The 15393-nt window shown below is 57.0% G+C and carries 13 protein-coding genes; 5 read left to right on the top strand and 8 right to left on the bottom strand.

Annotated features, from left to right (window positions below; all coding sequences use genetic code 11):
* Positions 1–69 precede the first annotated feature (69 nt).
* Positions 70–1683, bottom strand: a complete 1614-nt coding sequence (locus I6L41_RS10255; RefSeq protein WP_216958584.1) for a hypothetical protein — start codon at positions 1681–1683, stop codon at positions 70–72.
* A gap of 648 nt (positions 1684–2331) precedes the next feature.
* Between I6L41_RS10255 and I6L41_RS10250 the strand changes: the two genes are divergently transcribed.
* Both I6L41_RS10250 and I6L41_RS10245 read left to right on the top strand, forming a co-directional pair.
* Positions 2332–2709, top strand: coding sequence for a hypothetical protein (locus I6L41_RS10250; protein WP_042083566.1), 378 nt, complete (start codon positions 2332–2334; stop codon positions 2707–2709).
* 227 nt (positions 2710–2936) lie between these two features.
* Complete coding sequence (locus tag I6L41_RS10245; RefSeq protein ID WP_216958582.1) at positions 2937–3518, top strand: DUF1349 domain-containing protein; 582 nt, start codon at positions 2937–2939, stop codon at positions 3516–3518.
* A gap of 80 nt (positions 3519–3598) precedes the next feature.
* On the opposite strand, the gene rimO is transcribed toward I6L41_RS10245, so the two are convergent.
* On the bottom strand, positions 3599–4927 hold the full coding sequence (gene rimO / locus I6L41_RS10240; RefSeq protein ID WP_216958579.1) for a 30S ribosomal protein S12 methylthiotransferase RimO: 1329 nt from the start codon (positions 4925–4927) through the stop codon (positions 3599–3601).
* A gap of 292 nt (positions 4928–5219) precedes the next feature.
* Between rimO and I6L41_RS10235 the strand changes: the two genes are divergently transcribed.
* Positions 5220–6344: an HD domain-containing phosphohydrolase gene (locus I6L41_RS10235; protein WP_069554797.1), complete on the top strand. Its 1125-nt coding sequence runs from the start codon at positions 5220–5222 to the stop codon at positions 6342–6344.
* A 163-nt stretch (positions 6345–6507) separates the two neighbouring features.
* Here I6L41_RS10235 and I6L41_RS10230 read toward each other — a convergent pair whose 3' ends face one another.
* The 6 genes from I6L41_RS10230 to I6L41_RS10205 form a co-directional block, all read right to left on the bottom strand.
* Entirely contained in the window at positions 6508–6693 is a 186-nt protein-coding gene (locus I6L41_RS10230) for a hypothetical protein (RefSeq protein WP_005338109.1), read from the bottom strand.
* Positions 6694–6735: 42 nt separating this feature from the next.
* The gene (locus I6L41_RS10225) at positions 6736–7317 is read right to left on the bottom strand and encodes a NifB/NifX family molybdenum-iron cluster-binding protein (RefSeq protein ID WP_216958576.1); all 582 of its coding nucleotides are present in this window, start codon (positions 7315–7317) and stop codon (positions 6736–6738) included.
* Complete coding sequence (locus I6L41_RS10220; protein WP_216958573.1) at positions 7314–7628, bottom strand: DUF134 domain-containing protein; 315 nt, start codon at positions 7626–7628, stop codon at positions 7314–7316. Before I6L41_RS10220 ends, I6L41_RS10225 begins: the two co-directional genes overlap by 4 nt.
* A gap of 225 nt (positions 7629–7853) precedes the next feature.
* The gene (locus I6L41_RS10215; RefSeq protein WP_005359180.1) at positions 7854–9035 is read right to left on the bottom strand and encodes a dicarboxylate/amino acid:cation symporter; all 1182 of its coding nucleotides are present in this window, start codon (positions 9033–9035) and stop codon (positions 7854–7856) included.
* A gap of 192 nt (positions 9036–9227) precedes the next feature.
* Entirely contained in the window at positions 9228–9779 is a 552-nt protein-coding gene (locus I6L41_RS10210) for a hypothetical protein (RefSeq protein ID WP_216958570.1), read from the bottom strand.
* 105 nt (positions 9780–9884) lie between these two features.
* On the bottom strand, positions 9885–10523 hold the full coding sequence (locus tag I6L41_RS10205) for a TetR family transcriptional regulator (RefSeq protein ID WP_005359187.1): 639 nt from the start codon (positions 10521–10523) through the stop codon (positions 9885–9887).
* Between the two features lie 140 nt (positions 10524–10663).
* Here I6L41_RS10205 and I6L41_RS10200 point away from each other — a divergent pair, with 140 nt between their 5' ends.
* Together I6L41_RS10200 and I6L41_RS10195 are read left to right on the top strand one after the other, a co-directional pair.
* Positions 10664–11857 (top strand): efflux RND transporter periplasmic adaptor subunit, encoded by a 1194-nt coding sequence (locus I6L41_RS10200; protein ID WP_216958567.1) that lies wholly within the window; start codon positions 10664–10666, stop codon positions 11855–11857.
* Positions 11858–11874: 17 nt separating this feature from the next.
* Complete coding sequence (locus I6L41_RS10195) at positions 11875–15024, top strand: efflux RND transporter permease subunit (RefSeq protein ID WP_058057711.1); 3150 nt, start codon at positions 11875–11877, stop codon at positions 15022–15024.
* The last annotated feature ends 369 nt before the right edge of the window (positions 15025–15393 follow it).

Raw genomic sequence — 15393 nt, 5'->3', positions numbered from 1 at the left:
TCTTGTCACAACCGCCCGAGATAGCTAGCTAAACTACTGTTTTCTCCGAAGTGTGAGGGTAAGTATTTATTATGTCGATACAACATCCAGATGTGGCCCGCAATATCCAATAACAATTATTTTCTTTTTGGTGTCAATGTGAAAATATACACGAATAGTTTCATCAGGGTTTCTTGAGTTACCAATCTTTAAATGTCTAAACATGGGGACTTCAGCACCCTCATAATTAAAGGTTCGCTGAGAGGCGTATTTGTCTGTTCTCTCTACAGTTTCTGATTCACTAGCTGAATATGCTGCACCAAATAAAGATCTAGCTTTGGCGTCCCCTTCAGATAAAACCAAGTCTAAATATTCTGTTACCAATCTACTTAGAAGGCTGAGTAATTTGCTCGAATTCTTGAATGACAATGATTTTGTTGTTGAGTGATATGCGTCATCCAAAATTAACACTCTGTTTGGAAATAACTTTGAAATAAGAAGGAGAGAAGTTTTTGGGGTTAGCCCATCAACGAGGATGTCAGTGATTTCCGTTGGAGAGAAAAATGTTTCACTCTGCGAACCTTTATTTGCACTTTGACTTAGTTGATACTTTAAAGTTTCTATTTGATGTTGTTTGGCTCTGTTTTCTGCTGTAAGAGTTTCAGTTTTGTTCTGCTCATCAGATAACTCACTTATCCATTTTGTTAACTCTTCATTAAAATCGGATTTTAATCTATCTATTATTGCCTCATGCTCATCTAATTGTGAAAATGCATCTTCAGCTAGTTGTTTAAATCCTTGGTCATCTTGAAGTTCATCAAATTTATTTTTTAAAAAAACTCTTTGATCTTTCTGCCTTTTTGCCCTTACATCGGTTGGGCTAAAATGTTGCTTTTTCCTAAATCCGTTTGTAGTATGAGTGATTATTGATAGGATTTGAGAGTTTATATTTATATGATTGGCTTTCCATTCCTCAATAGTGGAGGAAAGTAACAATCTATTATAACAGAATCCACGGCCTTGTGATGGATAGATTATATTTATAGCTCCCCCCCAAGCAGAGTAACGCCGCGTTAGAACTCTTTCCATTTCCCAGCTATCAATTTCTTCTGTAGTAGAAACAACTTGAGCCAATCCAAACAATTGTTCCTGTAGCTTTAATGGATTTATTAGAGGTTTTCTATTGGTCCCATTGCTTATTATTATTATAGGGTGACTTCTATCTTCTCGCTCAATTTCAGAACTTAGTGAGATAAAACTGTCAGTTGTATTACTATAATTTTTTAATTGCTTTCCAATAGTATCACGATCAAGTTCTACATTTTTGCTTAAGTATGTAACAAGCTTTGGTCTTGTTGTTGTCGGTATTTCGACAACCTGTGTGCTAATGTCACTCGTTTCTAATAGAATTGATATCTGAGTAAATGTTTGGCATTCTTTAACACCTATTTCAGTTACCCATTGCCTTCCACTAACTTGGTCATCTGGGTGTGTTAACATAACAGAATGCATATAGGGTTCAAATTGAGTTGCAGCATAAGTCCTTACCGTCGAACGTTCTAGTTTGAATTCATCGCTGCTTTTAAGTTGCTCAATGCTAAATATCTTTCCAGTTTTTTCCTTTAACCATCCCGCAATAGTATTAAATGCTCTATTTGTTGCATTATCACCTATCAGATTAAACTGATTCACATAAATTAACATTTGTTTTTCCTTGGAAAGACCTTTTAAGAGAATAAGGGTTGTATATCTAGTTTTTTAACCCTGTAGATTGGCGTTAAACGAAGTAAGATAATAAAATATAGCAAGAAGGCGATTTTTAATTGACAGCTATTTATTTGCGACAATTAAATTGCCTGTCAAGATATCTGTCTCTCGTCGAGCCAACGCTACCGCCCGTGGATTACAGCTTCCAAAATGCTCCATAACCAGCGAGGGCAGCAGCCCATCGCAGATGAATAGGCACCGGATGGCTATGTTAAGCCAATCGAATCCTGCCGCACCAGTCAAAAAGTGACGTAACTATCAGGAATATCTGCGTTTTATGCGCTGGCTCAAGAAATCGCTGTGGATGGGCACCGGATTCCCACGGCCCTTGATTTTATTGGGGTTGGCGGGCGTGGCGGGAAAGTAGGGGGCCGGCTTGCTGTTGGAGAAGGCCTTGCGGGGACAATCCCGCATGGCCAATCGGCGCTATAGTGCGGGCGATGGTTGCCCTCTGCTCCGTCTCCCAAGCTGGCGAGGCGGGGGAGCTGCGGCAACAATCAGCTGTTGCAATCACAGCCATTTGCAACACATCGTCATGCAAATATGACCATGCAAACACATCACCAGATAGAGAGGAGATCTCCCATGAAGCGTACCATCCTGTTTGGCCTGCTCTGCGGCAGCGTGCTGCTGGCCAATCCGGTCTTTGCCAACGACGCAGCCCAGTTGCAGTGCGAGGCACAGGCCGCGGCCAAAAAGCTTAACGGCGCCGCCAAGACCAGCTTTGTCGGCAAGTGCGTGAAAGATGCCGCGGGCGCCGCGTCCGGCGAGTGCGAGAAGGCGGCCGCCGACAAGAAGCTGGCCGGTGCGGCCAAGAACAGCTTTATCCAGAAGTGCGTGAAGACGGGGGCGGCGATGGATCCGGCGGCCAAGTGCGAGAAGGCGGCGGCCGACAAGAAGCTGGCTGGCGCGGCCAAGAACAGCTTTGTCCAGAAGTGCGTGAAGGATAGCGCCGCCAAGTAAGGCATTTTCTCATCCGGTGTGTTTGCGGGGGGCCATCAGGCCCCCCGCGCTTTTTGGGGCGCACTGATGGCGCAACGCACAAGCCTTGTATCGGGGCGGCAATAGCGACACTATTGACTCCTTTTATGGGTTCCGCAGAGGTGCAGCCATGACCTGCCGTGACCGGACGAGGCGTTGGCGAGCCCCATTTGTGCGGGATTATGCGGGATAAAAAGGAGCAAAGCAGGATGATGGAAGGGATGGAATGGCGCTGGCTCAATGAACCGGCCGAGTGGCACCAGACAGACGACGGTTTGCAGGTAGTGACAGACCGGCAGACCGATTTTTGGCGCAGCACCTGGTATGGCTTCGAGCGCCACAGCGGGCATCTCTATGGTTGCGAGGTGGCGGGGGAGTTTACCTTTCAGGTCTGCGTCGAGGGGGAGTTCACCACCCTCTACGATCAGGCGGGGCTGATGCTGCTGCAAGACGAGGCGCACTGGCTCAAAGCGGGGATAGAGTACAACGATGCCCAGCCGATGATCGGCAGCGTGCTGACCAATCCGCGATCTGACTGGGCCACCGGCATCTTTACCGGTAATCCGCGCCGCTTCTGGCTGCGGCTGACCCGGCTGGCCGATTGCCTGCGTTTGCAATATTCCACCGATGGCGAAGTGTGGCCGCTGCTGCGCCTCGCGCCGTTCCCGCCAAGCGAGCGCTGCTTTATCGGGGTGATGTGCGGCACGCCGGAGCGGCAGGGGTTGGCGGTGCGCTTCTCTGACTTGCGCCTCACGCCGCCCCTTGGCAAGGCGCTCCATGATTTGAGCTAGGCCAGAGGTTTTGCCTGCGTCATTCAAGCAATAAAAAAGCGCCCGCAGGCGCTTTTTCCATTTGGCTGGTAAGGCCTCAATTAGCTGATCAGGCTGGCCCACAGGTCATATTCGTCGGATTCGTCGATCCGCACCTTGACCATGTCGCCCGGCTTGAGGCTGGTTTCGCCGTTGAGGTAGACCAGACCATCGATCTCCGGCGCATCGGCGAAGGAGCGGCCAGTGGCACCCTCTTCGTCCACTTCGTCGATGATAACGGTCATCTCCTGACCCACTTTGCGGGCCAGTTTGCGGATGGAGACCTGCTGTTGCAGCTCCATAAAGCGCTGGAAGCGCTCTTCCTGAATCTCTTCCGGTACCGGATCCGGCAGCTCGTTGGCCAGCGCCCCTTCGACCGGGCTGTATTTGAAGCAGCCGACGCGATCCAGCTCCGCCTTGTCGATAAAGTCCAGCAGCATCTGGAAATCTTCTTCGGTCTCGCCCGGGAAGCCGACGATAAAGGTGGAGCGCAGGGTGATCTGCGGGCAGATCTCGCGCCACTTCTGGATCCGCTCCAGGGTGCGCTCGACGGTACCCGGGCGCTTCATCAGTTTGAGGATGCGCGGGCTGGCGTGCTGCAGCGGAATATCGAGGTAGGGCAATACCTTGCCATCGCGCATCAGCGGGATGACGTCATCTACGTGCGGGTAGGGGTAGACGTAGTGCAGGCGCACCCAGATATCGAGCTTGGCCAGCTCTTCGCACAGGGCGACCATGCTGGTCTTGACCGGCATGCCGTCGTAGAAACCGGTGCGGTGCTTCACATCGACGCCGTAGGCGGAGGTGTCCTGGGAGATCACCAGCAGCTCCTTCACGCCGGCCTCTTTCAGGCGCTTGGCTTCGGCCAGCACGTCGCCGATGGGGCGGCTCACCAGATCCCCGCGCATGGAGGGGATGATGCAGAAGGTGCAGCGGTGGTTGCACCCTTCGGAAATCTTCAGATAGGCGTAGTGGCGCGGGGTCAGCTTGACGCCGTGGGCCGGTACCAGACTGGTGAAGGGGTTGTGCTGCGGCTTCTCCACATATTTGTGGACGTGGCCCAGTACCTCTTCATAGGCGTGGGGGCCGGTGATCTCGAGCACCTTGGGGTGGATCTCGCGGATCTGATTCTCTTTGGCGCCAAGGCAGCCGGTGACGATCACCTTGCCGTTCTCGGCCAGCGCTTCGCCGATCGCTTCCAGCGACTCTTGCACCGCGCTGTCGATAAAGCCGCAGGTGTTGACGACGACCAGCTCGGCATCGTCATAGCTGGGCACCACATCGTACCCTTCGGTACGCAGCTGGGTCAGGATGCGTTCTGAATCGACCAGGTTTTTGGGGCAACCCAAGGAGACGAATCCTACTTTGGGGGCCTGTTTTGTGTTGGACATCGCTCAATCACTCTTAGGTGGCTCTTCTTTAAGGGCGCGGATTTTACCGGAATGGTTAACCAAAAACTATACAGCCAGCATGGCAGAACCGAACAATATCTCCGACCAGGCAAGATTGGGCCGCACCAACAGTCGTTGATGGCGCGCCCTTGATAGGGCTATTGCCTCTGCCGTGCGGGCTTGTTGTGGGGACGCTGCTTTGTTGATTTTCCTCTCAATATTGATCTGGTGACAGAGAGGAGAGCACCGGGAGTCACTATACTCCCGGTACGGGAACCCGTTGGAGAAGGCGATGGAAAGTTCATTTGGCGAAAAAATGCAGAGCGTACATGCCACGCTCAGGCAGCGCTTTGACAAGCTGAGTCGGGTGGCCATCGCGATTTACGATCCCCATACCGATCAGCTCAAGACCTTTGCCCACAGCACCGAGGGGCCCTCGCCACTGGTGCAATATGAGGTGAAGCTGAGCGATGTTCCCTCCCTGAGTTATCTGGCGGAGCACAAGCAGCCCCGGGTGCTCGGCAATCTGGATGCCCTGCGTGGCTCTGCATCGGAGCACAGCCGCAAGGTGCTGGAGGCGGGCTATGCCTCCAGCTATACCGAGCCGCTGCTGTTCAACAGCAAGCTGTTTGGTTTTCTGTTTTGCGATGCCATGGAGCCGGGATACTTCGAGGAGCCGATCCGTAGCGAGCTGTCGGCCTATGCCCAGGCGCTCTCGGCCATCATTGCGGTGGAGTTTTTCTCCATCCAGACCCTTGGCGGCGCGTTGACCACGGCGCGGGAGTTCAGCCGCTATCGGGATGAGGAGACCGCCAACCATCTGCACCGGATGTCGGCCTACTCCCGGCTGATCGCCAAGACGCTGGCCCCGACCAGCGGGCTGAGCGATGAGGAGGTGGAGTTTATCTACCTCTTCTCCGAGCTGCACGACATCGGCAAGATTGCGGTGCCGGATGCCATTTTGCTCAAGCCGGGCAAGCTGACGCCGGAAGAGTTCGAGATCATGAAGATCCACCCAGGCAAAGGGCGGGAGATGATCAGTCTGATGATCAACGAGTTTGGTCTCGATGGCATTCACCACACCGATATGCTGACCAATATCATCGCCAGCCATCACGAACGCTTTGACGGCACTGGCTATCCGCTGGGGCTGGCGGGGGAGGCGATCCCGCTGGCAGCACGCATCGTGACGGTGGCCGATGTGTTTGATGCTCTTACCAGCGAGCGCCCCTACAAGAAGGCATGGCCGTTCGAGACGGCGTTTGCCTATCTGGAGGAGCATGCCGGCAGCCAGTTTGATCCCGCCTGTGTCGCTGCGGCCCTGCAGAACAAGGCCGAGTTTTATGCCATCTATCAGCAGTATCAGGATCCGGCCTGCTCTGCGAGTGTGGCGCCCAGCGGCGCCGAGCCGGGTTGAGCGCGTGTGATGAGCATAAGGGGGAAAGGGGTGGTTCAAGCATGACAAGGAGTAAATAGAGAGGGGGCACCAGCAGGTGCCCCCTCTCTTTTATGCGCCTCTCGATTCCACGCGCCCTTATTTTGCCGACCTTCTATCTGCGGCTATGGCGTTTGCGGTCAGGTTACTTTTTGGGCGTCGGCTCGCTGATCTGATAGAGGTGATCCGCGCAGGCACTGGAGCAGCCACAGGGACGCACCTCTTTATCTTCCCGCTTCTGGGCAAGCTGGTATTGGCGCCACCAGATGATGGTGCCCATGGCCAGGATCAGTACGAACGAGGCGAGCAGGCTCAACAACCAGATGGACATGATCTCTTCTCCTTGATGGTGATGACATGCACGGCGATGGCATCAGTGATGATGGCAGCAACCGCCCTGTTGGCCTGCGCCCTCACTGTCGTGACAACAAGTATGGCCTTGCAGTGGGCTCTCTGCCTGATTGCCACTACTGGCGCAACAGTGATCGGAGCCACTGTTGCACCCACCGTGGCAATTCGCATGACTCTGGCCTGCGCCGAGGGGCTGGATGGCACGGATAGTCGCCTTGTTCTGATGACGGCGAGATGGACGGCCCTGACTGGCCTCGGTAAGAGGTTGCAAATTGGCGGGGGCCAGCAGCGCGGGCAGCGGCAGGCGGGCAGAGCGGCACTGCAGCACCCGGATATTGACCGCCAGCAGGCGACCCAGCATCCGCTCGCCGATATTGCGCACCACCACCTGACCCACCTGATGATGGGTGAGGGCGTCGAGCAGCGCTTGCTTGCCGTGGCAGCCTTCGGCTGCGGCCGGATTGGGCAGGGTGGCGATGACGTTCCCTTCGGGGTTAAGAATTTGCAGCTGCTCGGCACGGGTAAAGTGGCCAGCCAGCAGCCCCTGACTCAGCATCAGGGCGCTGTTGCAGGGGGTGGTGGTCATGGTTGTGACAGCATTCATGTCGGCTCTTCTCCACTGCTTGGGTGGTCGGGCTCGGTGGGTTGCATCATCAATGCCTTGCCCAGACTCAGACACTCCACCACCTTGTAGCGCCCTTTTTTCAGGATATTGGCCAGGGTCTGGCGGGAGACCCCCATCACCAGGGCGGCCTCCTGCTGCTGCATTCCTTGAAGGTCGACGAGGCGCAGTGCCTCGAACTCGTCAGGGGCCAGCGTGACCTGTTCCAGCTGATGCATGGGGCGGCCGTTGGGTTTGAAGCAGCTGTTGGCGGGGTGGCCACAGATCTGGCGGGTAATCTTGGGTCTTGGCATGGTGGCTCCTAATTGGCATAAGCCATTTATACGCTCATATGTAGCATATGCCAATAATTTTGTCGGGTGTAGAGAGCTGCGCCAGTGCTGTTTACGGCAGAGGGGGGGTAAAGAGGGGGAGGAGGAATACGTACAAAAGCAGTGAAAGTGGCAGAAACGACGCAGGCCCGAACACGGTTCGGGCCTGCGGTTTTGCAGAGGATGGCGGTTGCCTTCCCGACGAGCTTACGCCTGTTCGGCCTCGGCCACTGGAGCGGCGCTCTCGCTACCGTTGGCGAAGCGATCCGCCCACAGGGCAATCACGCCGTCACCGGTGACGTTGCAGGCGGTGCCGAAGCTGTCCTGCGCCAGATAGAGGGCGATCATCAGGGCGATGGAGGCTTCACCAAAGCCGAGCATGGAGGTGAGCAGACCCAGCGCCGACATCACGCCACCACCCGGGGCGCCCGGGGCTGCGATCATGATCACCCCCAGCATCATGATGAAGGGGAGCATGGTCTCGATGCCCGGAATGGCAAGATGTTCGGAGAGGAACATCACCGCGGTGGCACAGGTGACCAGGGTAATGGTGGAGCCACAGAGGTGAATGGTTGCACACAGCGGCACGGTGAAGTTGGCGATACCGTCGCTCACCCCGTTGTTCTTGCTCGATTGCAGGGCGACCGGAATGGTGGCGGCGCTCGACATGGTACCCAGCGCGGTGAAGTAGGCGGGCAGCATGTTCTTGATGAGCTGGGCCGGTGAGCGGCCAAGGGCCAGACCGGTACCGACGAACAGCACGGAGAGCCAGATCCAGTGCATCAGGATGGCCATCACCAGTACCACGCCGAAGGTTTTCAGGGTGGCGAATACGGTGCCTTCTACCGTCATCTCGACAAAGACGCCGGCGATGTAGAACGGCAGCAGCGGAATGATCACCTTAGCCAGCAGGCGGTCGATGATGTCACGACCCTGATCGGCGACCCGGCGCAGATCGGTGGCCTGGGTGGCGCTGATGCCGATGCCGAACACGAAGGCAGCGGCCAGTGCCGACATCACGCCAAACAGCGGCGGGATCTCCAGATTGACGTAGGAGGCGAGTTTGATAGCCGTGGCCGTGGTGGGCTCGGCGGCGGTGGTGAACTGCGGGATAAGGTGGCTCGCCACGGTAAAGGCGAACAGCCCTGCCAGAATGGTGGAGCAGTAGGAGAGGGCCACGGTTTTGCCCAGCAGCTTGCCGGAGTTTTTCGGCAGGCTGGCGATGCCGCTCATGATAAAGAACAGAATGATGAGCGGAATGGTGAAGGTGATGAGCTGACCTATCACTGTCTTGGCCGTAAACAGCACGCGCGCCACCCACTCAGGGGCGTAGAGACCGAGCAAGAGACCGGCAAGGATGCCAGCAATGAGTTTCAGGACAAGTTTCATAAGGAAATCCGGAGTTGGTTGTATTGTCTGTTTTGTTATTAAAATTTGATATTAATCACACTTTTTAACACGTAAGCCGTGTTATGTCTGCCTTTTCTGCGTTAACGTCGAGTTAAATATTGTCGAAAGCCAAGATCGCCGACTAGCTGTCGGCTTGGCGTTGAACGGGAAAATCCGTGATGAATTAGCCCGTTAGGTGGCCTGATGATCGCCACGCACCAACATGACGTACTGGGTGGCGTTTTGACTTGAGGAATCTGACGTACTGGCTGATACGGCTTCCATCGGCGCCAGTTGCAGTGCTATCCCGGATGTGGTGACCAGTTGCTGTAGCTGATGGTGACTTATCTTGCCGCTTGGGGGCAGGGGGAAGCAGAGCGGAGCACCCGCTTTGAGCAGGGTCGCCAGCTGTTGCAACTGGGGAACAAGGGTGGCCGCGTCGCCATCAAGCGGGCGGCTTAACCAGATGCCATCGTAAGGGAGCACCGAGTGCATCTTCGCCAGCGGGCAGACCCGCACTGCTTGTCCGGATTGCTGTGAGGCAACTCTGGCGTCTGCCAGTACCGCTTCACAGGCGGTGACCACATACCCTTCTGCACGCAGCCAGCACAGATCCTCCCCCATACCGCATTGACCATTGAGCAGGTGAGCGCCGGGTTTAAGGCGCGCCACAAAGGCAGCCTGAGCGTGGGCGTGCTGGTCGTTCAAGGGCCGGGAAGCGGGGATGGCGTCAGAGTGTGGCACAGGGGTTACCTCAAGCAGGGGGCGCACAGGGTAACAAATCGGGGCCTGACTGCCAAAGCGCGCGGTCAGGCCCCGATTTGGATGGGGGGGAGTTGCTGGAGCCGGCTAGCGGCCACAGGCAGGCCCGTGGGGCTGGGCCAGCATGGTGAACATGCTCTCTATCATAAAGGCGGATTCGCCCTGCAGGTCTATCCGCCCCGGAAAGTGGAGCCAGTTGATGATGTAGCCATCCAGGGTGCAGTGGAGCAGGGTGGCGGCGCGCTGCAGGTTGAGGTTGGCTGGCAATTGGCCTCGCCGTACCGCATTGGCCAGGGTGGTCTCCAGGTCCCGAAAGAAGTTGGCGGACTGGCTGCGGATATGCTCGCGCAGTGAGATGGCTTCCCCCTCCAGCGATTCGAGATTGAACAGGATGGTGAACATCTGCCGCTGGGCCGGATTGTGAATGAAGCTGTGGAGTACCCCTTCGAAGAAGAGGCGCAGTTGCCCCAGCGGATCCGGCTCATCTGGATTGAGGCAGGCGTCGAGCTGATGGGCGAGGGGGCTGCAGAGCTCCTGCCAGAGCGAAATGAAGAGTTCATCCTTGTTCTTGAAGTGCCAATAGATGGCCCCGCGGGTCAGGTCTGCCGCCCTGGCGATGTCGGTCAGGCTGGTCTTGGCCAGGCCCTGAGAGCAGAACAGATCCAGCGCCGTGCTCATGATGTGGCAGCGGGTTTGCTGCGCCTCTTCTTTGGTTCGTCTGGCCATCGAAATTTGTGCCTCATGCAAGCAAAAAGTCACTTACATACATTTATGAATGTATGTATATTGCCTCATCTTTCGACTATTTACCAACAGGGCCCATGCGGCCCTGATTGTTCATTGACTGGCAAAGGCTCAGGTGTTTCATGCATAAACATATTCTTGCTCGTTCAGTTGGTCTTGCCTTGCTGGCTACAGGCTTGCTGGCAGGTTGTGGTGACAAGGGGGGCGCACCCCAGGGACAGGGCGGTATGCCTCCCGCGGCGGTCAACGTGGTGACTCTGCAGAGCGGTCCGCTGATGTTGACCACCGAGTTGACCGGTCGCAGTGCCCCGTTGCGGGTGGCCGAAGTGCGTCCGCAGGTGAGCGGCATCATCCTCAAGCGCCTCTTTACCGAGGGAAGCGATGTGAAGGCGGGCGATCTGCTCTATCAGATCGACCCGGCTGTCTATCAGGCGGCAGTCGCCAGCGCCAAAGCCAATCTGGCCAAGGCCGAGGCCAACGAGCAGAGTGCCCGCCTCAAGGCGCAGCGCTATCAGGAGCTGCTCAAGGTCAAATCCATCAGCCGTCAGGACTATGACGACGCCGACGCCAGCTGGAAGCAGGCCAAGGCGGAGATCATGGCGAGCAAGGCGGCCCTGCGCACTGCCGAGATCAATCTCGGTTACACCCGTATCACCGCCCCCATCAGTGGCCGCATCGGTAAATCCGCGGTGACCGAGGGGGCGCTGGTGACCGCCCAGCAGGCTGCCAGCCTGACCGCCATTCAGCAGCTCGATCCCATGTATGTGGATGTGCGTCAATCCACCGCCGATCTGCTGCGCCTCAAGCGACTGGTTGCCGAGGGCAAGCTGACCCAGGACGAGCAGAAGGGGGCCAAGGTGACCTTCCAGCTGGAAGATGGCTCCACTTACGGCGAAGAGGGCTCGCTGCAGTTCTCCGATGTGACCGTGGATGAGACCTCCGGCATGGTGACCCTGCGGGTGATTGTGCCCAATCCCCACCAACTGCTGCTGCCCGGCATGTTCATGCGCGCCACCCTGCAAGAAGGTGAGCGGGCGCAAGGGCTGCTGGTGCCGCAAACGGCCGTGACTCGCACCCCCAATGGCGGCGCCACCGTGATGGTGGTAACCGCTGATAACAAGGTGGAGCTGCGCAACGTGCAGCTGAGCCGTGTCGTCGGCAGCAACTGGGTGGTGGAGTCAGGGCTCACCTCCGGCGAGCGGGTGATCGTGGCTGGCTTGCAGAAAGTACGACCGGGCGCCGTGGTCAATCCCGCCGAGCAGGGTGCTGATGCAGCGTCTGCTCAAGCTGCGTCCAACACCCCGGCCAACAAGTAGGATGGAGTAGTCGCTTCATGGCTCGATTTTTTATAGACAGACCCATTTTTGCCTGGGTGATCGCGCTGGTGATCATGCTGGCGGGCAGCCTGGCCATCATCAAGTTGCCGGTCGCCCAGTATCCGAGCATTGCGCCGCCCGCTGTCGGTATTTCTGCCAGCTATCCGGGCGCCTCCGCCAAAACGGTGGAGGACTCGGTGACCCAGATCATCGAACAGAACATGACCGGGCTGGATCACCTGCTCTACATGTCTTCCCAGTCTGACTCCGCGGGGCGGGTGTCGGTGACCCTCACCTTCCAGCCGGGGACCGATCCCGATATTGCCCAGGTGCAGGTGCAGAACAAGCTGCAGCAGGCGATGTCGCTGCTGCCGCAAGAGGTGCAGCAGCAGGGGATCCGGGTACAGAAGACCTCCAGCAGCTTCCTGATGGTCGCGGCCTTCATCTCCAGCGATGGCTCGATGAACAACGACGATCTGGCGGACTATGTGGTCTCCAACATCAAGGAGCCCCTGAGCCGTCTGGACGGGGTAGGGGATATCACCTTGTTCGGCAGCCAGTACTCGATGCGGGTCTGGCTCGATCCCAACAAACTCAACCGGGTGCAGATGACCCCGGGGGATGTGCAGGCGGCCATCAAGGCGCAGAACGCCCAGGTGGCCTTCGGCAAGCTGGGCGGCACACCGTCGGTAGAAGATCAGCAGTTCACCGCCACCATCATGGGGCAGACCCGTCTCTCTACCGTGGAGCAGTTCAACGACATCCTGCTGCGGGTGAATCAGGATGGCTCCAAGGTACGGCTGAAAGATGTGGCCCGGGTCGAGCTGGCGGGCGAAAGCTATGACGCCGATGCGCTCTACAACGGCCAGTCCACCGCCGCGGTCGCCATCAAGCTGGCGACCGGCGCCAATGCGTTGGATACCGCCGAGAAGGTGCGTGCCAAGCTCAATGAGCTGTCGGATTACTTCCCGGCCAACATGGAGATCGTCTACCCCTACGACACCACGCCGTTTGTGAAGATCTCCATCGAGGAGGTGGTGCAGACCCTGATCGAGGCGATCTTCCTGGTGTTCTGCGTCATGTATCTGTTCCTACAGAACTTCCGCGCCACCCTGATCCCGACCATTGCGGTGCCTGTGGTGCTGCTCGGTACCTTCGGGGTGATGGCGGCGTTCGGTTTCTCCATCAATACCCTCACCATGTTCGGTATGGTGCTGGCCATCGGCCTGCTGGTGGATGACGCCATCGTGGTGGTGGAGAACGTGGAGCGTCTGATGAGCGAGGAGGATCTCTCCCCGCTGGAAGCGACCCGCAAGTCGATGACCCAGATCACCGGCGCGCTGGTGGGGATCGCGTTGGTGCTCTCCGCCGTGTTCGTGCCGATGGCCTTCTTCGGCGGCTCGACCGGTGCCATCTATCGCCAGTTCTCATTGACCATCGTCTCGGCCATGGTGCTGTCGGTGCTGGTGGCGTTGATCCTGACCCCAGCGCTCTGTGCCACCCTGCTCAAGCCGATGAAACATGGCGAATTTGGAGCCAAGCGCGGCTTCTTTGGCTGGTTCAACCGCGCCTTTGATGCCGGTACCAACCGCTATCAGAGCGGCGTGCGCAAGGTGATCAAACAGGGCGTGCGCTACAGCCTGATCTACGGTGCCATGCTGGCGGTACTGGCAGTGCTCTTTATGCGAATGCCCACCTCCTTCCTGCCGGAAGAGGATCAGGGGGTCATCATGTCCATGGTGCAGCTGCCGGTGGGGGCCACCAAGCAGCGCACCGAGGTGGTGCTGGCGGACATGCGCGACTACTTCCTGAAAAACGAAAAGGAGAACGTAGATTCCGTCCTGACCGTATCCGGCTTCAGCTTCGCTGGTAGTGGCCAGAACGCGGGTATGGCCTTTATCAAGCTCAAGGACTGGAGCGAGCGCAAGAGCCCGGATCGCAGCGCCAATGCCATCATCGGCCGCGCCATGGGCTATCTGTTCAGCATCAAGGAGGCGCAAGTGTTCGCCTTTAACCTGCCTCCGATCCCGGAGCTGGGGACGGCGACCGGTTTTGACTTCTTCTTGCAGGATCGCGGCGGTATCGGTCACGACAAGCTGATGGCGGCGCGTAACCAGCTGCTCGGCATGGCGGCGCAGGATCCCACTCTGGTGCGAGTGCGTCCGAACGGGATGGAAGATACGCCGCAGCTCGATATCAAGATCGATTACGAGAAGGCGCTGGCGCAGGGGCTATCCATCGCGGATATCAACAACACCCTGGCCACTGCCTGGGGCTCGTCCTACGTTAATGACTTCGTTGACCGTGGCCGGATCAAGAAGGTCTACATGCAGGCGGATGCCCCCTTCCGGATGAACCCGGAAGATCTGAAACTCTGGTATGTGCGTAACAGTGCCGGTCAGATGGTGCCCTTCTCCGCCTTTGCCAGCACCGAGTGGAGCTTCGGCTCGCCGCGTCTGGAGCGTTATAACGGCGTGCCGGCGATGGAGATCGTCGGTGAGGCGGCGCCTGGCAAGAGTACCGGTGATGCGATGGCCGCCATCGAGCAGATGGTGAAACAGCTACCGGAAGGGGTGGGTATCGAGTGGACCGGGCTCTCCTTCCAGGAGCGTCAGGCCGGTTCACAGGCACCCGCGCTCTACGCCATCTCCTTGCTGGTGGTGTTCCTCTGTCTGGCGGCCCTCTACGAGAGCTGGAGCATTCCGTTCTCGGTGATGCTGGTGGTACCGCTGGGTGTGTTGGGGGCCATTGTGGCTGCCACCCTGCGCGGGTTGGAAAACGACGTCTACTTCCAGGTAGGCTTGCTCACCACCATAGGCTTGTCGGCGAAGAACGCGATTTTGATCGTGGAATTTGCCAAAGAGCTCTATGACAAAGGGATGGGCTTGGGTGAAGCTGTGGTGGAGGCGGCACGCCTGCGTCTGCGTCCGATCCTGATGACCTCGCTCGCCTTTATCCTCGGGGTGCTGCCGCTGGTGATCAGCTCCGGCGCCGGTGCCAGCAGTCGTAACGCCATCGGTACCGGCGTGATGGGGGGGATGATCAGCGCCACCGTGCTGGCCATCTTCTTCGTGCCGCTCTTCTTTGTGTTGGTGATGCGTTACTTCACTAGCCACAAGAGTAAAGAGGCGTGCATGGCTGCAGCAGTTGAGTCAAAAGGTGACTGATGGCATGCAGGTTTAGCTAATCTGAACAGAGTCCAATAAATCGCCAGCCAGCTTTGGTTTGGCTGACAATCAAACAGGGCAACCCCATGGGTTGCCCTGTTTTTTGTGAAAAATGTAAGCAAAAATTGCGTGGTTGTAATTGAAAAAGCGAGGTATGAGAAGGCGTTTCGCGCTCTTGATGTTGTGATGAGCCTCAAGTTGCCCCCATCACAAATTACTTTCAACTGTTCATCCTTGGGAAAAACGGGATAGAATTCCCTATAAAATCGGGCTGGTGCAGTGTGCCAACTCGCGGCGTGCCCGTGAGAGGGGGTTGCGATCAACGCTGCCAAGACATAACGATGCTGGAGGCATGATGACCAAAGGCGT

Source organism: Aeromonas sp. FDAARGOS 1411 (genome assembly GCF_019047125.1).
Lineage (GTDB): Bacteria > Pseudomonadota > Gammaproteobacteria > Enterobacterales > Aeromonadaceae > Aeromonas > Aeromonas veronii.
Note: the sequence above shows the minus strand (reverse complement) of the source record. Positions and strands in the feature narration are given on the sequence as shown.

Bases quoted from the DNA above. Each gene is read 5' to 3' on its own strand.
- I6L41_RS10255 (WP_216958584.1), bottom strand. From the start codon at position 1,683: ATGTTAATTTATGTGAATCAGTTTAATCTGATAGGTGATAATGCAACA.
- I6L41_RS10250 (WP_042083566.1), top strand. From the start codon at position 2,332: ATGAAGCGTACCATCCTGTTTGGCCTGCTCTGCGGCAGCGTGCTGCTG.
- I6L41_RS10245 (WP_216958582.1), top strand. From the start codon at position 2,937: ATGATGGAAGGGATGGAATGGCGCTGGCTCAATGAACCGGCCGAGTGG.
- rimO (WP_216958579.1), bottom strand. From the start codon at position 4,927: ATGTCCAACACAAAACAGGCCCCCAAAGTAGGATTCGTCTCCTTGGGT.
- I6L41_RS10235 (WP_069554797.1), top strand. From the start codon at position 5,220: ATGGAAAGTTCATTTGGCGAAAAAATGCAGAGCGTACATGCCACGCTC.
- I6L41_RS10230 (WP_005338109.1), bottom strand. From the start codon at position 6,693: ATGTCCATCTGGTTGTTGAGCCTGCTCGCCTCGTTCGTACTGATCCTG.
- I6L41_RS10225 (WP_216958576.1), bottom strand. From the start codon at position 7,317: ATGAATGCTGTCACAACCATGACCACCACCCCCTGCAACAGCGCCCTG.
- I6L41_RS10220 (WP_216958573.1), bottom strand. From the start codon at position 7,628: ATGCCAAGACCCAAGATTACCCGCCAGATCTGTGGCCACCCCGCCAAC.
- I6L41_RS10215 (WP_005359180.1), bottom strand. From the start codon at position 9,035: ATGAAACTTGTCCTGAAACTCATTGCTGGCATCCTTGCCGGTCTCTTG.
- I6L41_RS10205 (WP_005359187.1), bottom strand. From the start codon at position 10,523: ATGGCCAGACGAACCAAAGAAGAGGCGCAGCAAACCCGCTGCCACATC.
- I6L41_RS10200 (WP_216958567.1), top strand. From the start codon at position 10,664: ATGCATAAACATATTCTTGCTCGTTCAGTTGGTCTTGCCTTGCTGGCT.
- I6L41_RS10195 (WP_058057711.1), top strand. From the start codon at position 11,875: ATGGCTCGATTTTTTATAGACAGACCCATTTTTGCCTGGGTGATCGCG.